The sequence below is a fragment of the Stappia sp. ABD4_338 genome, from assembly GCF_056312175.1.
Window position 1 is genome coordinate 2,167,340 of the sequence record NZ_CM149982.1, and the last position, 18,529, is coordinate 2,185,868.

General features: G+C 63.5%; 10 protein-coding genes and 2 pseudogenes. 5 read left to right on the forward strand and 7 right to left on the reverse strand.

What is annotated here, in order from left to right; all coding sequences use genetic code 11:
- Positions 1 to 19: 19 nt before the first annotated feature.
- Positions 20 to 946, reverse strand: a complete 927-nt coding sequence (locus ACYX4S_RS09955; protein ID WP_476362781.1) for a response regulator — start codon at positions 944 to 946, stop codon at positions 20 to 22.
- An 885-nt stretch (positions 947 to 1,831) separates the two neighbouring features.
- On the opposite strand from ACYX4S_RS09955, the gene ACYX4S_RS09960 reads away from it, so the two are divergent.
- The 3 genes and pseudogenes from ACYX4S_RS09960 (at position 1,832) to ACYX4S_RS09970 (ending at position 6,718) form a co-directional block, all read left to right on the forward strand.
- Positions 1,832 to 5,524 (forward strand): vitamin B12-dependent ribonucleotide reductase, encoded by a 3,693-nt coding sequence (locus ACYX4S_RS09960; protein WP_476362782.1) that lies wholly within the window; start codon positions 1,832 to 1,834, stop codon positions 5,522 to 5,524.
- Between the two features lie 222 nt (positions 5,525 to 5,746).
- Positions 5,747 to 5,980 (forward strand): annotated as a pseudogene (locus ACYX4S_RS09965) (transposase); the annotation flags it as partial.
- 81 nt (positions 5,981 to 6,061) lie between these two features.
- On the forward strand, positions 6,062 to 6,718 hold the full coding sequence (locus ACYX4S_RS09970; RefSeq protein ID WP_476362783.1) for a hypothetical protein: 657 nt from the start codon (positions 6,062 to 6,064) through the stop codon (positions 6,716 to 6,718).
- 1,241 nt (positions 6,719 to 7,959) lie between these two features.
- Here the strand turns inward: ACYX4S_RS09970 and ACYX4S_RS09975 are convergent.
- Positions 7,960 to 8,448 carry an Lcl C-terminal domain-containing protein gene (locus ACYX4S_RS09975; RefSeq protein WP_476362784.1) on the reverse strand — a complete coding sequence of 163 codons (489 nt, stop codon included), beginning with the start codon at positions 8,446 to 8,448 and terminating at the stop codon, positions 7,960 to 7,962.
- A gap of 115 nt (positions 8,449 to 8,563) precedes the next feature.
- The gene (locus ACYX4S_RS09980; RefSeq protein WP_476362785.1) at positions 8,564 to 9,154 is read right to left on the reverse strand and encodes a TetR/AcrR family transcriptional regulator; all 591 of its coding nucleotides are present in this window, start codon (positions 9,152 to 9,154) and stop codon (positions 8,564 to 8,566) included.
- A gap of 181 nt (positions 9,155 to 9,335) precedes the next feature.
- Here ACYX4S_RS09980 and ACYX4S_RS09985 point away from each other — a divergent pair, with 181 nt between their 5' ends.
- Positions 9,336 to 9,617: a YiaA/YiaB family inner membrane protein gene (locus tag ACYX4S_RS09985; RefSeq protein WP_476362786.1), complete on the forward strand. Its 282-nt coding sequence runs from the start codon at positions 9,336 to 9,338 to the stop codon at positions 9,615 to 9,617.
- A 40-nt stretch (positions 9,618 to 9,657) separates the two neighbouring features.
- Positions 9,658 to 13,056, forward strand: a complete 3,399-nt coding sequence (locus ACYX4S_RS09990; RefSeq protein ID WP_476362787.1) for an acyl-[ACP]--phospholipid O-acyltransferase — start codon at positions 9,658 to 9,660, stop codon at positions 13,054 to 13,056.
- A 1,506-nt stretch (positions 13,057 to 14,562) separates the two neighbouring features.
- Here ACYX4S_RS09990 and ACYX4S_RS09995 read toward each other — a convergent pair.
- The 4 genes and pseudogenes from ACYX4S_RS09995 to ACYX4S_RS10010 form a co-directional block, all read right to left on the reverse strand.
- Positions 14,563 to 14,701 (reverse strand): annotated as a pseudogene (locus tag ACYX4S_RS09995) (IS3 family transposase); the annotation flags it as partial.
- 146 nt (positions 14,702 to 14,847) lie between these two features.
- Positions 14,848 to 15,672, reverse strand: coding sequence for a response regulator (locus ACYX4S_RS10000; protein ID WP_476362788.1), 825 nt, complete (start codon positions 15,670 to 15,672; stop codon positions 14,848 to 14,850).
- A complete protein-coding gene (locus ACYX4S_RS10005) occupies positions 15,669 to 17,261 on the reverse strand; it encodes a sensor histidine kinase (protein ID WP_476362789.1) in 1,593 nt (530 codons plus the stop codon). Before ACYX4S_RS10005 ends, ACYX4S_RS10000 begins: the two co-directional genes overlap by 4 nt.
- Before the next feature lie 218 nt (positions 17,262 to 17,479).
- Positions 17,480 to 18,460, reverse strand: coding sequence for a D-alanyl-D-alanine carboxypeptidase family protein (locus tag ACYX4S_RS10010; protein WP_476362790.1), 981 nt, complete (start codon positions 18,458 to 18,460; stop codon positions 17,480 to 17,482).
- Positions 18,461 to 18,529 lie beyond the last annotated feature (69 nt).

An 18,529-nucleotide genomic window follows, 5' to 3' on the forward strand; every position in this document is an offset into this window, starting at 1 on the left:
ACCGGCGCACATGAGTTGCCTATCGCACCCGCTCGCGCGCCACCTGCGCGAACCCGGGCCCGCCACCTGGCACCTTTCGGCGAACGGCCCCGGCCGGAACGCTTGCGCCCGACACGCCACGGGCGCCGGTTGTTCTTGACGGCGGACCGCCCGGCTTCGCGCTTCCCTTGGGACCGGCGGGATCGCGAGGGGCATCGGACCGATGGGTGTCGCTCCCGCCTTGACGGCTCGCCGAAGCAGCGGCGTCCGCCCCCTTGCCCTGCCCATGTGCGTGGCCGTGCACCTGGGCAAAGCCGTGGTCGCGGGCGGGCGCTGGCGGCGCGTCGTGATCGTGGGGCGTCTGATGGCCGCCGGCGACAGCCTTGCGCACATCGGCGGCAAGCGGCATCGCACGGTTCGCCGCCGGGCTCGCCGGATCCATGCGGATGAGATTCCGTCCGCCGCCGATCTGGTGCCACTTCTGCATCTTGGCATCGAGATTGTCGGCCACGCCCTCGATCACGTAGCGCCCGTCATCGGTGAGAACCAGCGGGCGCGAATCGTGCAGCGTCCAGAGGATGCGGTCATAAAGGGCCGACGGCGCGATGGGTTTTGCCAGGACATGCTGCGCACCCTCCCGCAGGACCCGGTCGACAAGGGTGCGCGTTCCGTGGGCGGTGACGAAGATCACGGGCAGGAAGCACAACGGCGCATTCCTGCGCTGGCGCACCGCGCGCAACAGGCCGATGCCGCTCATCGGCTTCATGCGCCAGTCGGTGAGAATCATGTTGGGCGGATCGAGCCGCATCATCTCCAGCGCGGTTTCGGCCGTGTCGTAGGTCCGCACCCGCCGCACGCGGAAGCTGAGCAGCGTCGAGCGCAGGATCGTCTGCATGGGCTTCGAATCATCGACGACCGCGATATCGAGGTCACCGAAGTCCAGTCCGTAGGCATAATGTCGGGTCATGAAGCCACACGCGCGTCCTGAGATGGGTCAACCGGACGGCGACATTGGCACAACCGCATTGCACCGCGATTGCGCGGACACGGGCAATTCGCATCAAGTTTCAGCCGAATTTCAGGAAAAATTGAGTCAATTTCTTTTCATCGACCCGGCCCCGCTCCGGGTTCACGGCCCCGGCATACACGCCGGCACGCACGCAGCTCCCTATCGGGTATCCCCGCCTGCCCCGCCGCCGTTCGATGGTGCCGCGCCCTGCCGCCGTTCCATGGTGCCGCATTGCCACGCACCCCCAATATCTTGTGCGCCGGAGCGGGGAAAAGAACGCGCCCCGACCGTCTGGAAGCGGCAGGAACCAACGGGCACCGGGGCATAGCCGGCTTATCCACCGGTTCCGTCGTTTTCCACACGAACACACTACATTTTGTTGTCGACACCCGATCCAGCCACAAACTCTGGCGAGCCGCGCTTGACGTTCAGCATCGATTCACCCTAGGGTCAGGCCATCGAGACATCGTAACCGGCGTAGGGCGTCGCGGCGCCCTTTCGGATCACCTCAGACATACTCGCGGACACGTCCGAAGCGGTCGTTCGAGCCGTCCTTTTCTGAAGCTCCAGAAAAGCGGCCTGAGCATTCCTGCGCCCGGACGACACGATATATCGTGACGCGAACGGGCGCATGTACTATATTTAGCGCTCACCCAAAGAATCGAAGAGTCGGTCGGACCATCGGTCACGAGCGGCCACAACAGGCAGGCGAATGAGGCGGTTTCGCGCGGCGGCGCGCGCGAGGCCCTGCGGCGTATGCCGTCATATCGCTCACACGGCTGCGGCCGTGATCGGATTGGCGTGACCCGTCAGCGGCGGGTCCAGTTTGAAGGGGCTTTAGGGATGAAGATCGAGCGGCGCTACACGAGGGACGGACAGTCGCCCTATGCCGACATTGAATTTCGCGTGGCCACGAGCGAAATCCGCAATCCCGACGGATCGATCGTGTTCCGGCTCGAGAACATCGACGTTCCGGCCCAGTTTTCGCAGGTCGCGGCCGACATCCTGGCGCAGAAGTATTTCCGCAAGGCCGGGGTCCCGACGAAGCTGAAGCCGGTCGAGGAGAACACCGTTCCCTCCTGGCTGTGGCGCCATGTGGCCGACGAGGACGCGCTCGCCGGCCTGCCCGAGGACGAGCGCACCGGTTCCGAGATCGACGCGCGCCAGGTCTTCGACCGTCTCGCCGGCACCTGGACCTACTGGGGCTGGAAGGGCGGCTACTTCGACACCGAGGCCGACGCCCGCGCGTTCCATGACGAGCTGCGCTACATGCTGGCGACCCAGAAGGTGGCGCCGAACTCGCCGCAGTGGTTCAACACCGGCCTGCACTGGGCCTACGGCATCGACGGCCCGGGCCAGGGCCACTACTACGTGGACTTCGAGACCGGCGAGCTGACCCGCTCCGCCTCGGCCTACGAGCACCCGCAGCCGCACGCCTGCTTCATCCAGTCGGTCGAGGACGATCTCGTCAACGAGAACGGCATCATGGACCTTTGGGTGCGCGAGGCGCGCCTGTTCAAGTACGGCTCGGGCACCGGCTCCAACTTCTCGCGCGTTCGCGGCGAGGGCGAAAAGCTGTCGGGCGGCGGCCGCTCCTCCGGCCTGATGAGCTTCCTCAAGATCGGCGACCGCGCCGCCGGCGCGATCAAGTCGGGCGGCACCACGCGCCGCGCGGCCAAGATGGTCGTGGTCGACGTCGACCATCCCGACATCGAGGACTACATCGGCTGGAAGGTGAAGGAGGAGCAGAAGGTCGCGGCGCTCGTGACCGGCTCCAAGATCTGCCAGAAGCACCTGACCGCGATCATGAAGGCCTGCGTGAACTGCGAGGCCGACAACAACGAGTGCTTCGACCCGGCCCGCAACCCGGCGCTGAAGCGCGAGATCCGCGCCGCGAAGAAGATGATGGTGCCGGAGAACTACATCCAGCGCGTCATCCAGTTCGCCCGCCAGGGCTTCACGAAGATCGAGTTCCCGACCTACAACACCGACTGGGATTCCGAGGCCTATCTGACCGTTTCGGGTCAGAACTCGAACAACTCGGTGCGGGTTACGGACGGCTTCCTGAGCGCGGTGATCGAGGACGGCGAGTGGGATCTCACCGCCCGCAAGGACGGCCGCGTCACCAAGACGGTGAAGGCGAAGGACCTGTGGGAGCAGATCGGCTACGCGGCCTGGGCGTCCGCCGATCCGGGCATCCAGTACCACACGACCATCAACGACTGGCACACCTGCCCGGCATCGGGCGAGATCCGCGCGTCCAACCCTTGCTCGGAATACATGTTCCTGGACGACACGGCCTGCAACCTCGCGTCGCTGAACCTGCTTCAGTTCCGTGGCGCCGACGGCGCCTTCGAGGTGGACAACTACGAGCATTGCGTGCGCCTGTGGACCATGGTGCTCGAGATCTCGGTGCTGATGGCGCAGTTCCCTTCCAAGGAAATCGCGGAACTCTCCTATCGCTACCGCACGCTGGGCCTGGGCTATGCCAACATCGGCGGCCTGCTGATGACCTCCGGCATTCCCTATGACAGCGACGAGGGCCGCGCGATCTGCGGCGCGCTGAGCGCGATCATGACCGGTGTCGCCTACGCCACGTCGGCGGAGATGGCCGGCGAGCTCGGCCCCTTCCCCGGCTACGCGGACAATGCCGAGCACATGCTGCGCGTCATGCGCAACCACCGCCGCGCCGCCCATGGCGAGACGGAGGGCTACGAGGCGCTCAGCACCGTTCCGGTGCCGCTCGACCACGCCTCCTGCCCGGACCGGCGCCTGGTGGACCACGCGCAGCGCGCCTGGGACAAGGCCCTGGAGCTCGGCCAGCAGCACGGCTACCGCAACGCCCAGTCGACCGTGATCGCGCCGACCGGCACGATCGGTCTCGTGATGGACTGCGACACGACCGGCATCGAGCCCGACTTCGCGCTGGTGAAGTTCAAGAAGCTGGCCGGCGGCGGCTACTTCAAGATCATCAACCGCGCCGTGCCGGAGGCCCTGCGCACGCTCGGCTACACCGAGAGCCAGATCGCCGAGATCGAGGCCTATGCCGTCGGCCACGGCTCGCTGGAGCAGGCGCCGCACGTCAACCCGTCGTCGCTCAGGGCCAAGGGCCTCACCGACGAGGGCCTGGACAAGGTGCGCGGCGCGCTGAAGTCGGCCTTCGACATCAAGTTCGTGTTCAACCGCTGGACGCTCGGCGACGCGCAGATGGCCGCGCTCGGCGTCAGCGAGGAGCAGATGAACGACCCCGCCTTCGAGCTTCTGGCGCATCTGGGCTTCTCCCGGTCGCAGATCGAGGCGGCGAACACCCACGTGTGCGGCGCCATGACGCTGGAAGGCGCGCCGTTCCTGAAGGAAGAGCACTATCCGGTGTTCGACTGCGCCAACCCGTGCGGTCGCCTGGGCAAGCGCTTCCTGTCGGTGGAGAGCCACATCCGCATGATGGCGGCGGCACAGCCGTTCATCTCCGGCGCGATCTCCAAGACGATCAACATGCCCAATGACGCCACCGTCGAGGACTGCAAGGAGGCCTACCTCCTGTCCTGGCGCCTGGCGCTGAAGGCGAACGCGCTCTACCGCGACGGCTCCAAGCTGAGCCAGCCGCTCAACGCCCAGCTTCTCGCCGATGACGACGAGGACGAGGAGGACGCCGCCGAGCAGCTCGTCGCGCAGTCGATGCCGGCGCGCGCGGAAGCGGTGGCGGAGAAGATCGTCGAGCGGATCGTGGAGCGCGTGGTGCGCGAGCAGGAGAAGCTCCCCACCCGGCGCAAGGGCTACACGCAGAAGGCCAAGATCGGCGGACACACGATCTTCCTGCGCACCGGCGAATACGATGACGGCCGCCTCGGCGAGATCTTCATCGACATGAACAAGGAAGGCTCCGCCCTTCGCGCGTTCATCAACAACTTCGCCATCTCGGTGTCGCTCGGCCTGCAGTACGGCGTGCCGCTCGAGGAGTATGTCGACGCCTTCATCTTCACCAAGTTCGAGCCTGCTGGCATGGTGCAGGGCAACGACGCGATCAAGAACGCGACCTCGGTGCTGGACTACGTGTTCCGCGAGCTGGCCGTGTCCTACCTCGGCCGCCACGAGTTGGCCCATGTCCCGCCGGAGGTCTTCGGCGGCCAGACGAAGGGCGGCGGCGACACGGCGGCGGCCCGCGAGCGCGCCGGCCAGGGCGTGGTGTCGCACGGCCTCGTGCGCGGCCAGACGGAGCGCTTCCGTCTGGTGGGCAACGGGGAGCCGGCCGGCAACCTGACCCAGGCGATCGCGGCGGAGCTGGGCTCCAGCCCGGTGGCGCAGACCACGAGCGCGGTGGCCACTGCCTTCGCCCGCGGTGGCGAGGCCGGTGCCCGGGTCGAGGTCTCGACGGCCCCTGCCCCGCAGGCGGCGCCGAGCGCGGCCGAGCGCATCGCCCAGGCCCGGATGAAGGGCTACGAGGGCGAGAGCTGCCCCGAGTGCGGCAACTTCACCATGGTGCGCAACGGCACCTGCCTGAAGTGCGACACCTGCGGCGGCACGAGCGGCTGCAGCTGAGGACAGAGGGACCGGGGCCGTTGCGCAAGCGGCCGCCCCGATCTCTCAGCCCCGCCCGGCTGACTGGCCGATCAATCCGGCGTCAGACCGAAACGGCCCCCGAAAACACGAAACCCGCCCATCGGAAACGATCGGGCGGGTTTTTGTTTGGGCGGGGGCTGAAGGTGGGAGCAGGAGCGCGGAACAGTTTGCGCGCAATCGAGCCAAAGCAGATGTTCTTCTACCCGTCGGATCATGAAAGCGCGTGGATCTCCGCCCAACATACCACCTCGCAAAACACAGAACCGGAAAAACTGTTTCTCGCCATACCTTTGCAAAGGCAGAGACGTCATCGAACGCATGTTCGATTGGCTCAAGGAGTTTCGCAGGACCGCGACACGCCATGATCGCAACGCCAACAGCCTTTTGTCGGTTATCTGCCTAGCGGCAACCGTCTGGCACTGGCTATGGTTCTGAAGCATTAGTTTTTTGAACCGAAACTAACCACCGTTTGAGATAGAGATAGCCAATGCAAGACGAGGCGAAAAACCAGAAGTGATGACAAAAACTGCCGCTCATAATATTATTTCTCTGCAAGTGAAAAAGATGAGCACCCCCCCTATGAAATTATTTTTTCAAATGAAAATCACCACCTTAGTGACAATTTTCACTTCTTTTGCAGTTACCGACACCGCAAAATCCGACTTGGTGTTCCCACCCCCGCTTTGGCAGCGCCCTATATCACATGTCTATGTATGCTCGGACACTGAAAGAGTATCCTCGGAGATCTTAGAAAATTTCTATGCTCATACTCTACAAATATCAGCGCAATTTTATGATGGCCGGAATGAATCTAATTATAATATAACACATTCCGGCTACGATGTTATCGTAGCCATATCATCAAAAGAACTTAGTCATGACCTGGTAGAATGCTTAAAAGGCATTCCTTCATTTCAAGCACAATGGCTTGAAAGCATGACTGAACAAGCCGGAGAAATCGGAACCGTCCCCGAATATTTGGCCAGCACACTTTTCGGCGAGTATTATGAACCCCTAAATGCTTCCTGGTCGTACAGTTATGTTGATGGAGCCGCTCTATCCTCATATATTTATCAAGATATAGAACACTTTTCTTACAAAGACGCCTTAAACGGGGCCTTGCAATTCCGAGAATCTTTTAAAACAAATACCAAAAATATTGAGAGCGACTAAGCTTCAGATCCATAAATATGTTCTCATACCAGCTATATTTTGGTCCAAGCTCCTGAAGCAGACTTTGCCGATGTCTGACGGACAATTCCGGCGCAGCGATGAGTAGTTTTTGAAGTTGCCGCCGCTCTTGCCGACCAAACACGAGGCAAGGCTCGCGCTGATGACCGGCGGACACCACCGGTGGCGCCTCATGCCCCCCTATGTAGACTCCCTCTCAGGCGTCACCCGGGCAAGGGCCAAAGGCCCGCGACCCGGGGCCCATTGGTCCCCCCAGCGACAAGCGGAAAGCCCCGGGCGGGCGCGAGGATGGCAGCGCCTCAAGGTGGCGATCCCCATGCGGAGGCGTGGATTGGGTCCCGGATCTCCGCTGCGCGGCGTCCGGGGTGACGTTTGTGGGGCGGCGAGGCATTGCTCCGGGTGGCGAGGCGGCGGGATGACCGACGTCCGCGCTCTCCCCCTGTCATCCCTGCGCAGGCAGGGATCCAGTATCCCCCGAAAGGCCCTTCCTCGCGAGGAAGGCACCTTCCGCACCCGGCGTCTACCGGATCCCGGTCTTCGGCGATGCCGAAACCGGGATGACACCCGGGGAGATGGCCGTCGGAAACCATCGGTCGCTTCTCATGCCCCCTCGCTGCCTTCCCTCTCCGGCGTCACCCCGGGCAAGGGCCAAAGTCCCGCGACCCGGGGCCCATTGGTCCCCCCAGCGACAAGCAGTAAGCCCCCGGCGGGTGCGAGGATGGCAGCGCCTCAAGGTGGCGCCCCCCCATGCGGGAACGTGGATTGGGCCCCGGATCTCCGCTGCGCTGCGTCCGGGGTGACGTTTGTGGGGCGGCAAGGCATCGCCCCCGCGAGGCGAGGCGGTGGGATCCAGTATCCCCGAAAGGCCCTGTATCGCGAAGGAAGCACCTCCCGCACACGGCGCCTACCGGATCCCGGTCTTCGGCGATGCTGAAACCGGGGTGACACCCGGGGAGATAACCGGCGCCGGGTTCGACGGAAGCCACCGGTGGCGCCTCATGCCCCCTCGCCAGCCTCCCTCTCCGGCGTCACCCTGGGCAAGGGCGACAAGCCCGCCACCCGGGGCCCATTGGTCCCCACAGCGACAAGCGGAAAACCCCCGGGCGGGCGCGAGGATGGCAGGGCCTCAAGATGGCGAAGCCCCACGCGGAGGCGTGGATTGGGCCCCGGATCTCCGCTGCGCCGCGTCCGGGGTGACGACCGTGGGGCGGCAAGGCATTGCCCTATTTCACGAGCAGCACCGACAGGTGGTAGCCCCGGCTGTGCATGTCGGCATAGCCATTGGTCAGGTCGAAGAAATAGAACATGTCCGGGATCGCCTCCGTGGCGGTCCAGAACTTCGCGCCCTCGCCGAAGTCGGAGGCGGCGATATCGGGGAACGCGACGCCATCGATCTTCGGGCCCTCGCAGGTATCCAGAAGAAGCGTTTCCAGCTCCTCTCCGGTGGGAACGCGCCAGCCGTCACCTTCCTTCCTGGCGTGGTCCAACGCCTCGTTCAGCCCGAGACCGAGCACCTCGCCGGAGCACCGCCCGGCCTCCCGGTCCCATTGCATTCCCACCGCGCATCTTTTCCAGGTCAGGCCGCGAGCCCGGTCCGTTGCCTCCCCCTCCTGAAGACGGAAGCCGGATCCATCGCCATCCACGCAGGCCGCGTGGGCGGGAAGCGGCAGGGCGGCCAACAGAACGGCGATCACCATAAGTTTCGACTGCATGTAAACTTGCGCTCCTGGGTCTGGCAGGAATTGCCAATCGGGAGCACCGGGATAAGCATCAATGGGATCGAATTGTGGCGGCCGCAGAGAACGTGCCCCGCATTGCACGGATACCTCAGTGCCCCGCCAGCCGTTCGACGAGGAAGTCCATCTCCGCCGGCAGCGTGTCGTCCGCGAGGCCGACGAAGCGGTCCTCGAGGCTGATGGCCACCACACCATGCACGGCGGCGAAGCAGGTGCGCGTGCGCGCGGCCAGCGCGTTCTCGTCCAGCCCCGGGTCGAGCGCGTGGATCTCCCGGCCGATGAAGGACAGCAGCACGACATTCTCCTGCCGGTGTTCCTCCGGGATCGACTTGCCGCCGGGCAGGTGATGATCGAACAGCCCGCGCCACAGGTTCGCGTTGTCGCGCGCGAAACGAAGATAGGCGGCAGCGAGCGCCTTGAGCCGCTCAAGCGGCGCGGACACGCCCTCGGTCGCCGCCGTCATCGCATCGCGGATGCGCGCGAGGGTCCCGCTGTTCACCGCGACGACCAGCGCGTCGAGATCGGCAAAGTGCTTGTAGACCGAGCCGATCGAATAACCCGCCCGCTCCGCCACCGCGCGGATCTGCAGGGCGCGCAAGCCCCCCTCCTCCATCAACGCCGCCGCCGCCGCCAGGATCTGGCGCCGCGTCTCTTCTCTCCGGGCCTTTTGCACGCCTGCCATGTGCGCCTGCTCCATCCGATGATTGAACGCCGTTCACTTTTTTCTTGACCCTGCGCCAGTCACATGGTTCTGTCAAATAGTGAACATTGTTCATCTTCCGGAGCAATGTCATGCGGAGACTGATTTCAGACCTGCGCGCCCACCGCCCCCATGGGCCGGACCCGACACAGGAGACATGACCATGAGCGACTACCCCCCGACGCACTCACAGGCCTGGACGCTGTTCACCATGGCGAGTTTCGCCGTCGCCGCCGTGATGACCGCCATCGGCATCTGGTCCATGGAGGCGAGCTTCGCCGCCAAGGGCTTCTACGCCATGGCCGCGATCATGCTGGTGCACACCACGGTCACGCTCACCAAGACCCTGCGCGACCGGGAGGAAGCGATGAAGTTCCACCACCGGATCGAGGACGCCCGCACCGGGACGCTGCGCATGGACGCCGGCGCCCCGAACAAGTCCTGACGCGACACCGCCTGCAAGCGACCCTGAAAGGGAGGCCACCATGACCAAGCCCCTGATGAAATCCCGGCGGTTCGCGCCGCTGTTCTGGACCCAGTTCCTGTCGGCGTTCAACGACAACTTCCTCAAGAACGCCCTCGTCTTCCTGATCCTGTTCCGCGTCGCCGACGATTCCGCGGCGCTCGTCTCGCTGGCCGGCGCGGTCTTCATCGCCCCCTTCCTGCTGCTGTCCGCCGCCGGGGGACAGATCGCGGACCGGTTCGACATGTCGCTGGTCGCAAGGCGGCTGAAGCTTGTCGAGATCGCCGGCGCGGCGGTCGCGGTCACCGGCATGGCGCTTTCCTCCGTGCCGGTGCTCTTTGCCGCGCTGTTCATCTTCGGCGTCGTGTCCGCCCTCTTCAGCCCGGTGAAATACGGCATCCTGCCGCATCACCTGGAGATGGACGAACTGCCGCGCGCCAACGCCTGGATCGAGGCGGGCACGTTCGTCTCCATTCTCGGCGGCACGATCGCCTCGGGCCTGCTCTTCGCGGGCGAGGCCGCGACACTCGTCTTCGCGCCGGTCATGATGGCGCTCGCCGTCGGTTGCTGGCTGGTCAGCCGCGCCATCCCCGCGACCAGGGCGGCCGCGCCCGACCTCAGGGTCGACGCCAACATCCTGCGATCGACGTGGTCGGTTCTCGCCGATCTCGCCCGCGATCGCCGCCTGTTCCGTGTCGCGCTGATGAGCGCGTGGTTCTGGGTCACGGCCTCGGTGGTGGTGGCGCTGCTGCCGGTCATGGTGAAGGACCTGCTGGGCGGCGGCGAAACGGCCGTCACCTATTTCCTCGCCGTCTTCGCGGTCTCCATCGGCATCGGCTCCGCCATCGCCGCGTGGTTCTGCGCCGGGCGCGTCGTGCTGCTGCCCGCGGTGCTGGGCACGGCGCTCGTGGCCCTCTTCGGTCTCGACATCCGCTTCGCGCTTGCCGGGTTCTCCGGTGCCGAAACCCCGCTGGCGCTGGCCGATTTCCTGGCGCAGCCGGGCCTGACGCGCCTGACGCTCGACATGGCGGGCCTCGCCATCGCCGGCGCGCTGCTGGTGGTCCCCACCTTCACCGCGCTGCAGACCTGGGCGGCCGCCGACCATCGCGCGCGCACCATCGCGGGCGCCAACGCGCTCGGCGCCGGCGCCATGGTAGTCTCCGGCATCGCCCTTGCAACCGCGCAGAATCTCGGCGCCGGCGTTCCCGCGATCATGACGGTTCTCGCGGCACTCAACGCCATCGCCGCCGTGGCGATGTTCAAGATGCTGCCGACCTCGCCTTTCCGCGATCTCGTCTCAATCATCTACCGGGCGTTCTTCCGCATGGAGGTGAAGGGACTGGAAAACCTGGAGAAGGCCGGCGAGGCCCCCATTCTCGCGCTCAACCACGTGAGCTATCTCGACGCGGCGATGGCGCTGACCCTGACCGACCGCAAGCCCACCTTCGCCATCGACTACCACGTCGCGCGCAAGCCTTGGATCAAGCCGTTCCTGAAGCTCGTCAACGCGCTGCCGGTCAACCCGACCAGGCCGATGGCGACCCGCTCGCTGATCAAGGTGGTCAACGCCGGCGAACCCATGGCGATCTTCCCCGAAGGCCGGATCACGGTCACGGGCGGCCTGATGAAGGTCTATGACGGCGCGGCGATGGTGGCCGACAAGACCGGCGCGATGATCGTGCCCGTGCGCATCGACGGGTTCGAGAAGACGCCGTTCTCCTACCTGAGCCCGAGCCAGATCCGCAAACGGCTGTTTCCGAAGGTGACGGTGACGATCATGGAGCCGAAACGCCTCGCCATCGACGGCGAACTGAAGGGCCGCAAGCGCCGCGCGGCGGCCGGCACCGCGCTCTACGCCATCATGTCCGACCTGATGTTCTCCACCGGCCTTCACGAGAACAAGACGGTGGTCGAGCGGGTCATCGACGCGGCGCGCGAGCGCGGCATGACGAAGACCGCGATAGAGGATCCGGTTTCCGGCTCCCTCTCCTACGGCACCCTGCTGACCGGAACGTCCGTCCTTTCGCGCAAGCTGTCGGGAATGCTCGAGGGGGAGGACACCGTCGGCCTCATGCTTCCCAACGCCAACGGCGCGGTGGTCACCATGCTGGCGCTCATGTCCGCCGGCAAGATTCCGGCCATGATCAACTTCACCGCCGGCGCGCGGAACGTCCTCTCCGCCTGCAACACGGCGAAGGTCTCGACCGTGCTGACCTCGCGTGCCTTCGTCACCCAGGCCAAGCTCGACGCGCTGGTCGAGGAGGTCGGCCGCTCCGTCAGGTTCGTCTGGCTGGAGGACGTGCGCCAGGAGATCGGCCTGGCGGACAAGATCGCCGGGCGGCTTGCCCGCACCCGTCCGCTCGTGACCCGCGCCGCGAGAGACGTCGCCGCGATCATGTTCACCTCGGGCTCGGAGGGGCAGCCGAAGGGCGTGGCGCTGAGCCACCGCAACATCCTGGCAAATGCCGCCCAGGCGGCCGCGCGCATCGACTTCACGCCGAGCGACAAGCTTTTCAACGTGCTGCCGATGTTCCACTCGTTCGGCCTGACCGCCGGCACCATCCTGCCGCTCGTCTCCGGCGTACCGATCTATCTCTACCCGTCGCCGCTGCACTACCGCATCGTGCCGGAGCTGATCTATGCGTCCAACGCGACCATCCTGTTCGGCACGGACACCTTCCTGAACGGCTACGCACGCATGGCCCATGCCTACGATTTCCGCTCCCTGCGCTACTGTTTCGCGGGTGCGGAACCGGTGAAGCCGTCCACTCGCCACGCCTATATGGAACGCTTCGGCGTGCGCATCCTGGAAGGTTACGGCGTGACGGAAACCGCGCCCGTCATCGCCATCAACACGCCGATGTACAACAAGGCCGGAACGGTCGGAAAACTCCTGCCGGGCATGAAGGCACACCTGGAAAAGGTCCCGGGCGTGGAGACCGGCGGACGGCTGCATGTGGCGGGGCCGAACGTGATGACGGGCTATCTGCTTGCCGACGAGCCCGGCGTCATTCGTCCTCCCGAGGCCGGCTGGCACGACACCGGCGACATCGTCGAGATCGACGAGGAGGGCTTTCTCTCCATCAAGGGCCGGGCGAAGCGGTTCGCCAAGATCGGCGGCGAAATGGTGTCGCTGGCGGCCGTGGAGGAGATCGCCGGCCGCCTGTGGCCGGAGCATCTCTCGGCGGTGGCGGCACTGGCGGACGAACGCAAGGGCGAGAAGCTGGTGCTGCTCACCGAGTGCCCGGCCGCAACCCGTGCGGACTTCCTCACCCACGCCCGCTCAACCGGCACGCAGGACCTGATGGTTCCGGCCGAGGTGCGTCATGTGAAGAAGGTACCCGTGCTCGGCTCGGGCAAGCTCGACTTCGCCGCCGTCACCAGGATGGCGGAGACGGGAGGCAAGGAACAGGCCGCCTGACCCGTGTCATCAAGATCTTGCGAGGGGGAGCCAAGGCTCCCCCTTTTCGTGTCGCAGGCACCGGACCCGGTCTCCCCCCGTGTTGAGCTGAAGGAAAAACCCGGTGGTAAGTCCTCTTCAAAAAACGATACATCTCCCGCTTCTCCAAGAAAGGAACACGCTGGGGTTGCGCAATCCAGACAAGTCGGCAATGTACTGTTAATACTCATCCGACCTTCGTTGGAGCGCAGAAATGTGAGTGAAAACCGCCAGCACGGCGTCCCCGGGCGATCCCGAACGATGGGGCGCTCCGTTTCGATGTCTCGCGCAAACAAACGCAAATAATAGGTTCTCCCAGCCTTGACGAACCCTGCAAAAATGGAAGTCCGCGACGCCAGCAAAAAGCAAAATTGACCTTGAACGGCGGTCTAGAAAGAGGGCAATATCAGAGGATAAATACACTCATATAATCCCGAACCTGCCAATAGCATAATAAAAATTCACCATCAGACGCTTACGTCCAAAAATTCATAAAGTAAAATACTGTCGCGCGCATGAAATATTACCGTATTCATTCCGCGAAATATAAGGGACAGCAATCAATAACCTCGCACGCTGGGAGCAAATTTGAAACATGACATGGGGCGCAACTCATCTATTGCACGCTTTAGCTACGATAAGCTGTGCGTTCTTATCCATATTCTTTCTACGCTCAACACCCCACGCCGAAATATTTCCTCTTACCCTTCTTCTTCTGCTTGCGATCGGGACATTATTTCGTTCCCGACTCGCAATCATCACCAATTGCGCGATCATAGCCTCATTTCATCTTCTTATAATATTACAGAACTTGGATAGATTTCTCAATTCTAGCTTTATTCCGATTGCAGTTACAATGGGGCCATTGTGCCTTTCAGTACTCACCTTAGTCTTTCTCAGGAAGCAAAAGAAGTATCGGAAATGAATAATATTATAGCCTCGCACGCTGGGAGAAAGTTAGAAAAATGACATGGGGCAAAATTCATCTTACGCACGCTTCAGCTGCGATAAGCAGTGCGTTCTTTTCCATATTTTTTCTACGAGCAATACCATTCGCTGGTATCTTTCCTCTTACCCTTCTTCTTCTGCTTGCGATCGGGACATTATTTCGTTCCCGACTCGCAATCATGGCCAATTGCGCGATCATAGCCTCATTTCATCTTATTATGACATTTCAGAATTTGGATATATTGCTCAAATTTAACCCTGTTTCGCTTGCCACTGTATTGGGGCCGTTGTGCCTTTCGGTACTCACCCTAGTCTTCCTCAGGAAGCAAAAGAAATAGCGGGAATGTCTACTAGAATTGATTCTCTCCAGCATTGGGCCGAAAGCGTTGGAACTGCGGGCGCATCAACGTGGGCCGGCTCCTCCGCCGTGGCCTCTTAATTGCCCGGCAGAATAGATGGACCAGCGAATGCGTATCGCGCACCGACTCATTTCTGCTGAATTGTGCGGAATGGTCTGTGATTCAGCCGCTTCTACCCACGAAGGTGCGATTGCTCGACGAGCCGGATGATCTCCAGCTTCTCGGATGCGGCATACCTCATGCGTCGTCGTCCCCATCCGCAATGATGCTTTTTCGAGCAGACGGTTCTCCAGCGTCAGATCGGCCACGCATTCCTTCATCCCGGAATGGGGAGTTTATTGGAGATGTCCCGCGAGTACCGACATATCTACAACTGCGAGAAGGCCTGACCGGCGACAGGAGGCCCCAGGAGCCGGTGCGCCCGCCTGCCCACGGTACGCCGACCTCCTGCCACCGGTGCGTCGTGTCATTGCGGCTGAAGCCGCTCCATGACCTGCTTGAACACCTCGACGGGCCGGTAGGGATACTCGATGAACCCGTCGACGCCGGTCTCGGCGAGACCGTCCTTCTGCTCCACCGAGAGATTGGGCGGTGAGAGCATGATGAGCTTGGCCTTCAGCGTGCTCTTCTTCTCCTCCTTCACGATATATTTCAGGAAGTAGTGCACGACCTTGGAATAGTTCAGGAAAACGAGATCGTCGTGATCGAGCGAAACCTCCTTCCTGACCAATGCGTCTTCCGCCACGAGATTGACCTCGCAGCCAAGCTCCTCAAGCGCGGACTTGATCGGCACGGTCACCTTCGCCGGACCCGAGACAATGGCGATCCGGAGCGGCCCCTTGACGCTGGACTTCTTCAGGATCGCCTCCTGGATCTTCAGGAGCTGGGACTTGTAGACGCCGTCGATGCGCGCGACCTGCGACAGCCGCGACTCCACGGTGGCGAACAGAAGGTCGTAGTCGATCGGCTTGGTGAGATAGTCGTCGGCCCCGAGCCGCTTGCCCGCGATCACGTCGTCGCGTGTGGCGAGCGCGGTCAGGAAAATGAATGGCGTGCGCTTCAGGCGGGGAAAGTCGGCGCGCACGCGCTGCAGGACCGCGCGGCCGTCCATGCGCGGCATCATCAGGTCGCACAGGATCAGGTCCGGCGTTTCGCTCTTGAGGATCTCCAGCGCCTCCACGCCATTGTTGGCCGCAATCGTGTTGTAGCCAAAGTCCTTCAGTTCCTCGACGAGGTCGGCCAGAAGGAGCCGCTCGTCCTCGATGCACATGATGCGTGGTTTCTGGGTCATGATGCCAGCCCTCCTTCCGCGCGGTTGTCATTGGTGCCCACCATCGTCTCCAGCTCCTCAAGAAGCCGTGGCAGGCGGATCTCGACGCTTGTCCCCTCCCCGATCGTGCTGGTCACCTCGACCCGCCCTCTGTGCTTGCGCACGATCATGTCGGTCATGTTGAGGCCGATGCCGGTGCCGGCAATGCCGCTGGAGGTGGAGGCGCGGAAATAGCGGTTGAAGATCTTGCCGATCTCATCCTTCGGAATACCGACGCCGTGATCGGTGACCTGGATGACGTTGCACTTTTCCTCGACCCTGCAGGCGACCTCGACCCTTTCGCCATCGGGCGAGTATTTCAGCGCGTTGGACAGAACGTTCATGAGGCTCTGCTCGAGCAGCTTCCGGTCGATCATCGCGTCCTCGTCCAGATCCCCGAGATCGAGAGTGATCTGCCGCTCAGGCGTGATCCGCGACTGGCGGGAAACGAGCGTCTCGACCATCTCCCGCAAGGGGGCCCGGTGCAGGTCGAGCTCCAGATGCCCCGTCTCGGACTGGGAGGCATTCAGGAAGCGGTTGATGAGATACTGCATCCGCTCGACGGCATCGCGCACGTTGCCGATGCGCTCGACAAGTTGCTCCGGCTCGATGCGGTCCGCCCGGCGCAGGATACGCTGCGCGGCGCTGTCGATGATCGCCAGCGGCGTGCGGAACTCGTGCGAGGCCATGGAAACGAATTCGCGCTGCATCTCGTTGAGCTGAACCTCCTGGCGCAACATGCGCACCAGTTCGTCCGCATGGCGGCGGAGCTTCGCCGTCTGGGCCTTGAACTCGGAAATGTCGGTGAACTTGTAGATGTGGCCGATGTCGCCCGCCGGGCGGCAACTGACGCGGAACCACTTGCCCGTCGACATCTTGTGCTCGAGCGCGCCATCGCCCTCCAGTTCGAGAAGGTCCTCGACCAGATGGCGCCCCTCGCGCTCGCGAAGGAACTCAAGGAGGTCAGCCCCCTCGGTGACCGGGGTCCGCGTGTCCTCGTAGATCCCGCCCATGGCCCGGTTGACGAACATCACCCGGCTGAGCGGATCCGTGATCACCAGACCGTCGCGCACCGCGTCGATCGCGGTCACGAGCAGATTGCGCCCGCACTCGATCTCACGGGTCCGCTCCTCCAGACGCGTCTCGAGAAGGTCGTTCTCCCGGCGCACCGCCTGCTCCCGGTGGTAAAGGTCGGTCACATCGGTGCAGATCGTCACGAAACCGCCGTCGGGAAGCGGCGTTCCCTGGATTCGGATAACCGTGCCGTCGTGGCGGATCCGCTCCAGCTCATGCGGCTCGCATCCACTGGCAATCCGGTAGCGATCCGCGATGATCTCCTCGACGTCCCCGTCGCCGTATTCGCCACGCTCCGCATTGAGACGAACGAGATCGGCCAGCGTGGCCTCACCTTCCACGAAGCTGTCGGGAAGCTCGAAAAGCCGGCGCGCGGTCTCGTTCAGCAGCACGAAGGTATGCTGTGCATCCATGACGGTGATGCCATGGTGCACGGAACTCACGATGTGCCGCAGCAGCGCACTGTCGGACCAGTCATGGCGGGTCGGATTCGTCACATCGCACCTCCGTCAAAGAGGGACAACGTAGGTGAGTCCCTTTCAAGGGACAGAAAAAACAATCGCGAAAATTTTAGATATCTCGCATCTTAAGCAATCTTCCCTAGAGAATTTCGCTCCTACACGCCATCAAAACTGCCATATCTCCGTAGTTTCCATGACGCATCGCAGCAAAGGGCGTCTTCTCACACCGCAGGTCGGCGATCGCGAAAACGAACTCAAAGGTAGGATGCGATGAGGTTTTCGACTTCCTTGTCGCGCGAGCTCTCGCTCTTGCCGCCGATGACCACCGCGATGATGCGCCGCCCTCCCCGATGGGCCGAGGCCGCGAGATTGTAGCCGGACAGGCTGATGTAGCCGGTCTTCAGCCCGTCCACGCCGGGAACGCGGCCGAGCAGGTTGTTCGTCGCCTCGAAGGTGCGCCCCTTGTAGGTAAAGGAGCGCGCCGTGAAGAAGCGCGCCTGGCGGGCATGACGGGTCTTGAGCGCGCGGGCGAGGATCGCCATGTCGCGCGCGGTCGTGACCTGGCGCGCGTCGGGCAGGCCTGACGCGTTCACGAAGCTGGTACGCGTCATGCCGAGCGCACGCGCCTTGGCGGTCATGCGCGCGGCAAACGCGCTTTCGGAGCCGCCGAGTTTCTCCGCGACCGCAACCGCGACATCGTTCGCCGACTTGACCGCCAGGGCGCTGACGGCCTGGCGCACGGTGAGGTCGCCCCCGGCGACGAGCCCGATCTTCGCCGGCGGCTGGCGCGCGGCATGGGCACTTACCGGGATGGGCGTGTCCATGCTCACCTCGCCCCTGTCGAGCGCGTCGAAGAGCAGGTAGAGCGTCATCATCTTGGTAAGCGATGCGGGATAGCGCAGCCCGTCGGCGGCCTCCTCGTGCAGGACACGTCCCGAGGCGGCGTCGATGACGATGGCCGAATGCGCCCTGGCAACCGCCGTGCCCGGATCGGAACGCACCGGCGTCTGCGTCGCGGAGGCATAGGAGAGCCCCGTCCCGGGAAGCGGGGCAAGCGACTCCCGCGTGACGGCGGCATCCGCCGTCCGCGAGGCCGAACGCGCCGTTGCCTGTCCGCCGGTCTGCCCGGTGCTCTGGCAGCCGGCAAGGACAAGTCCGGCAAGCGCAAGCGCCAGATGTCCACGCCACGCGGCACGCTTTCCTCGCACCGAGCCGTTCGCCGCCCTGTCGCTCACATTCGCCCTCATCGTTCGTGAAAGTCGGCCAAGGGGCCGAAAACCGGCGCCACCTTATCCGAAGGCAGG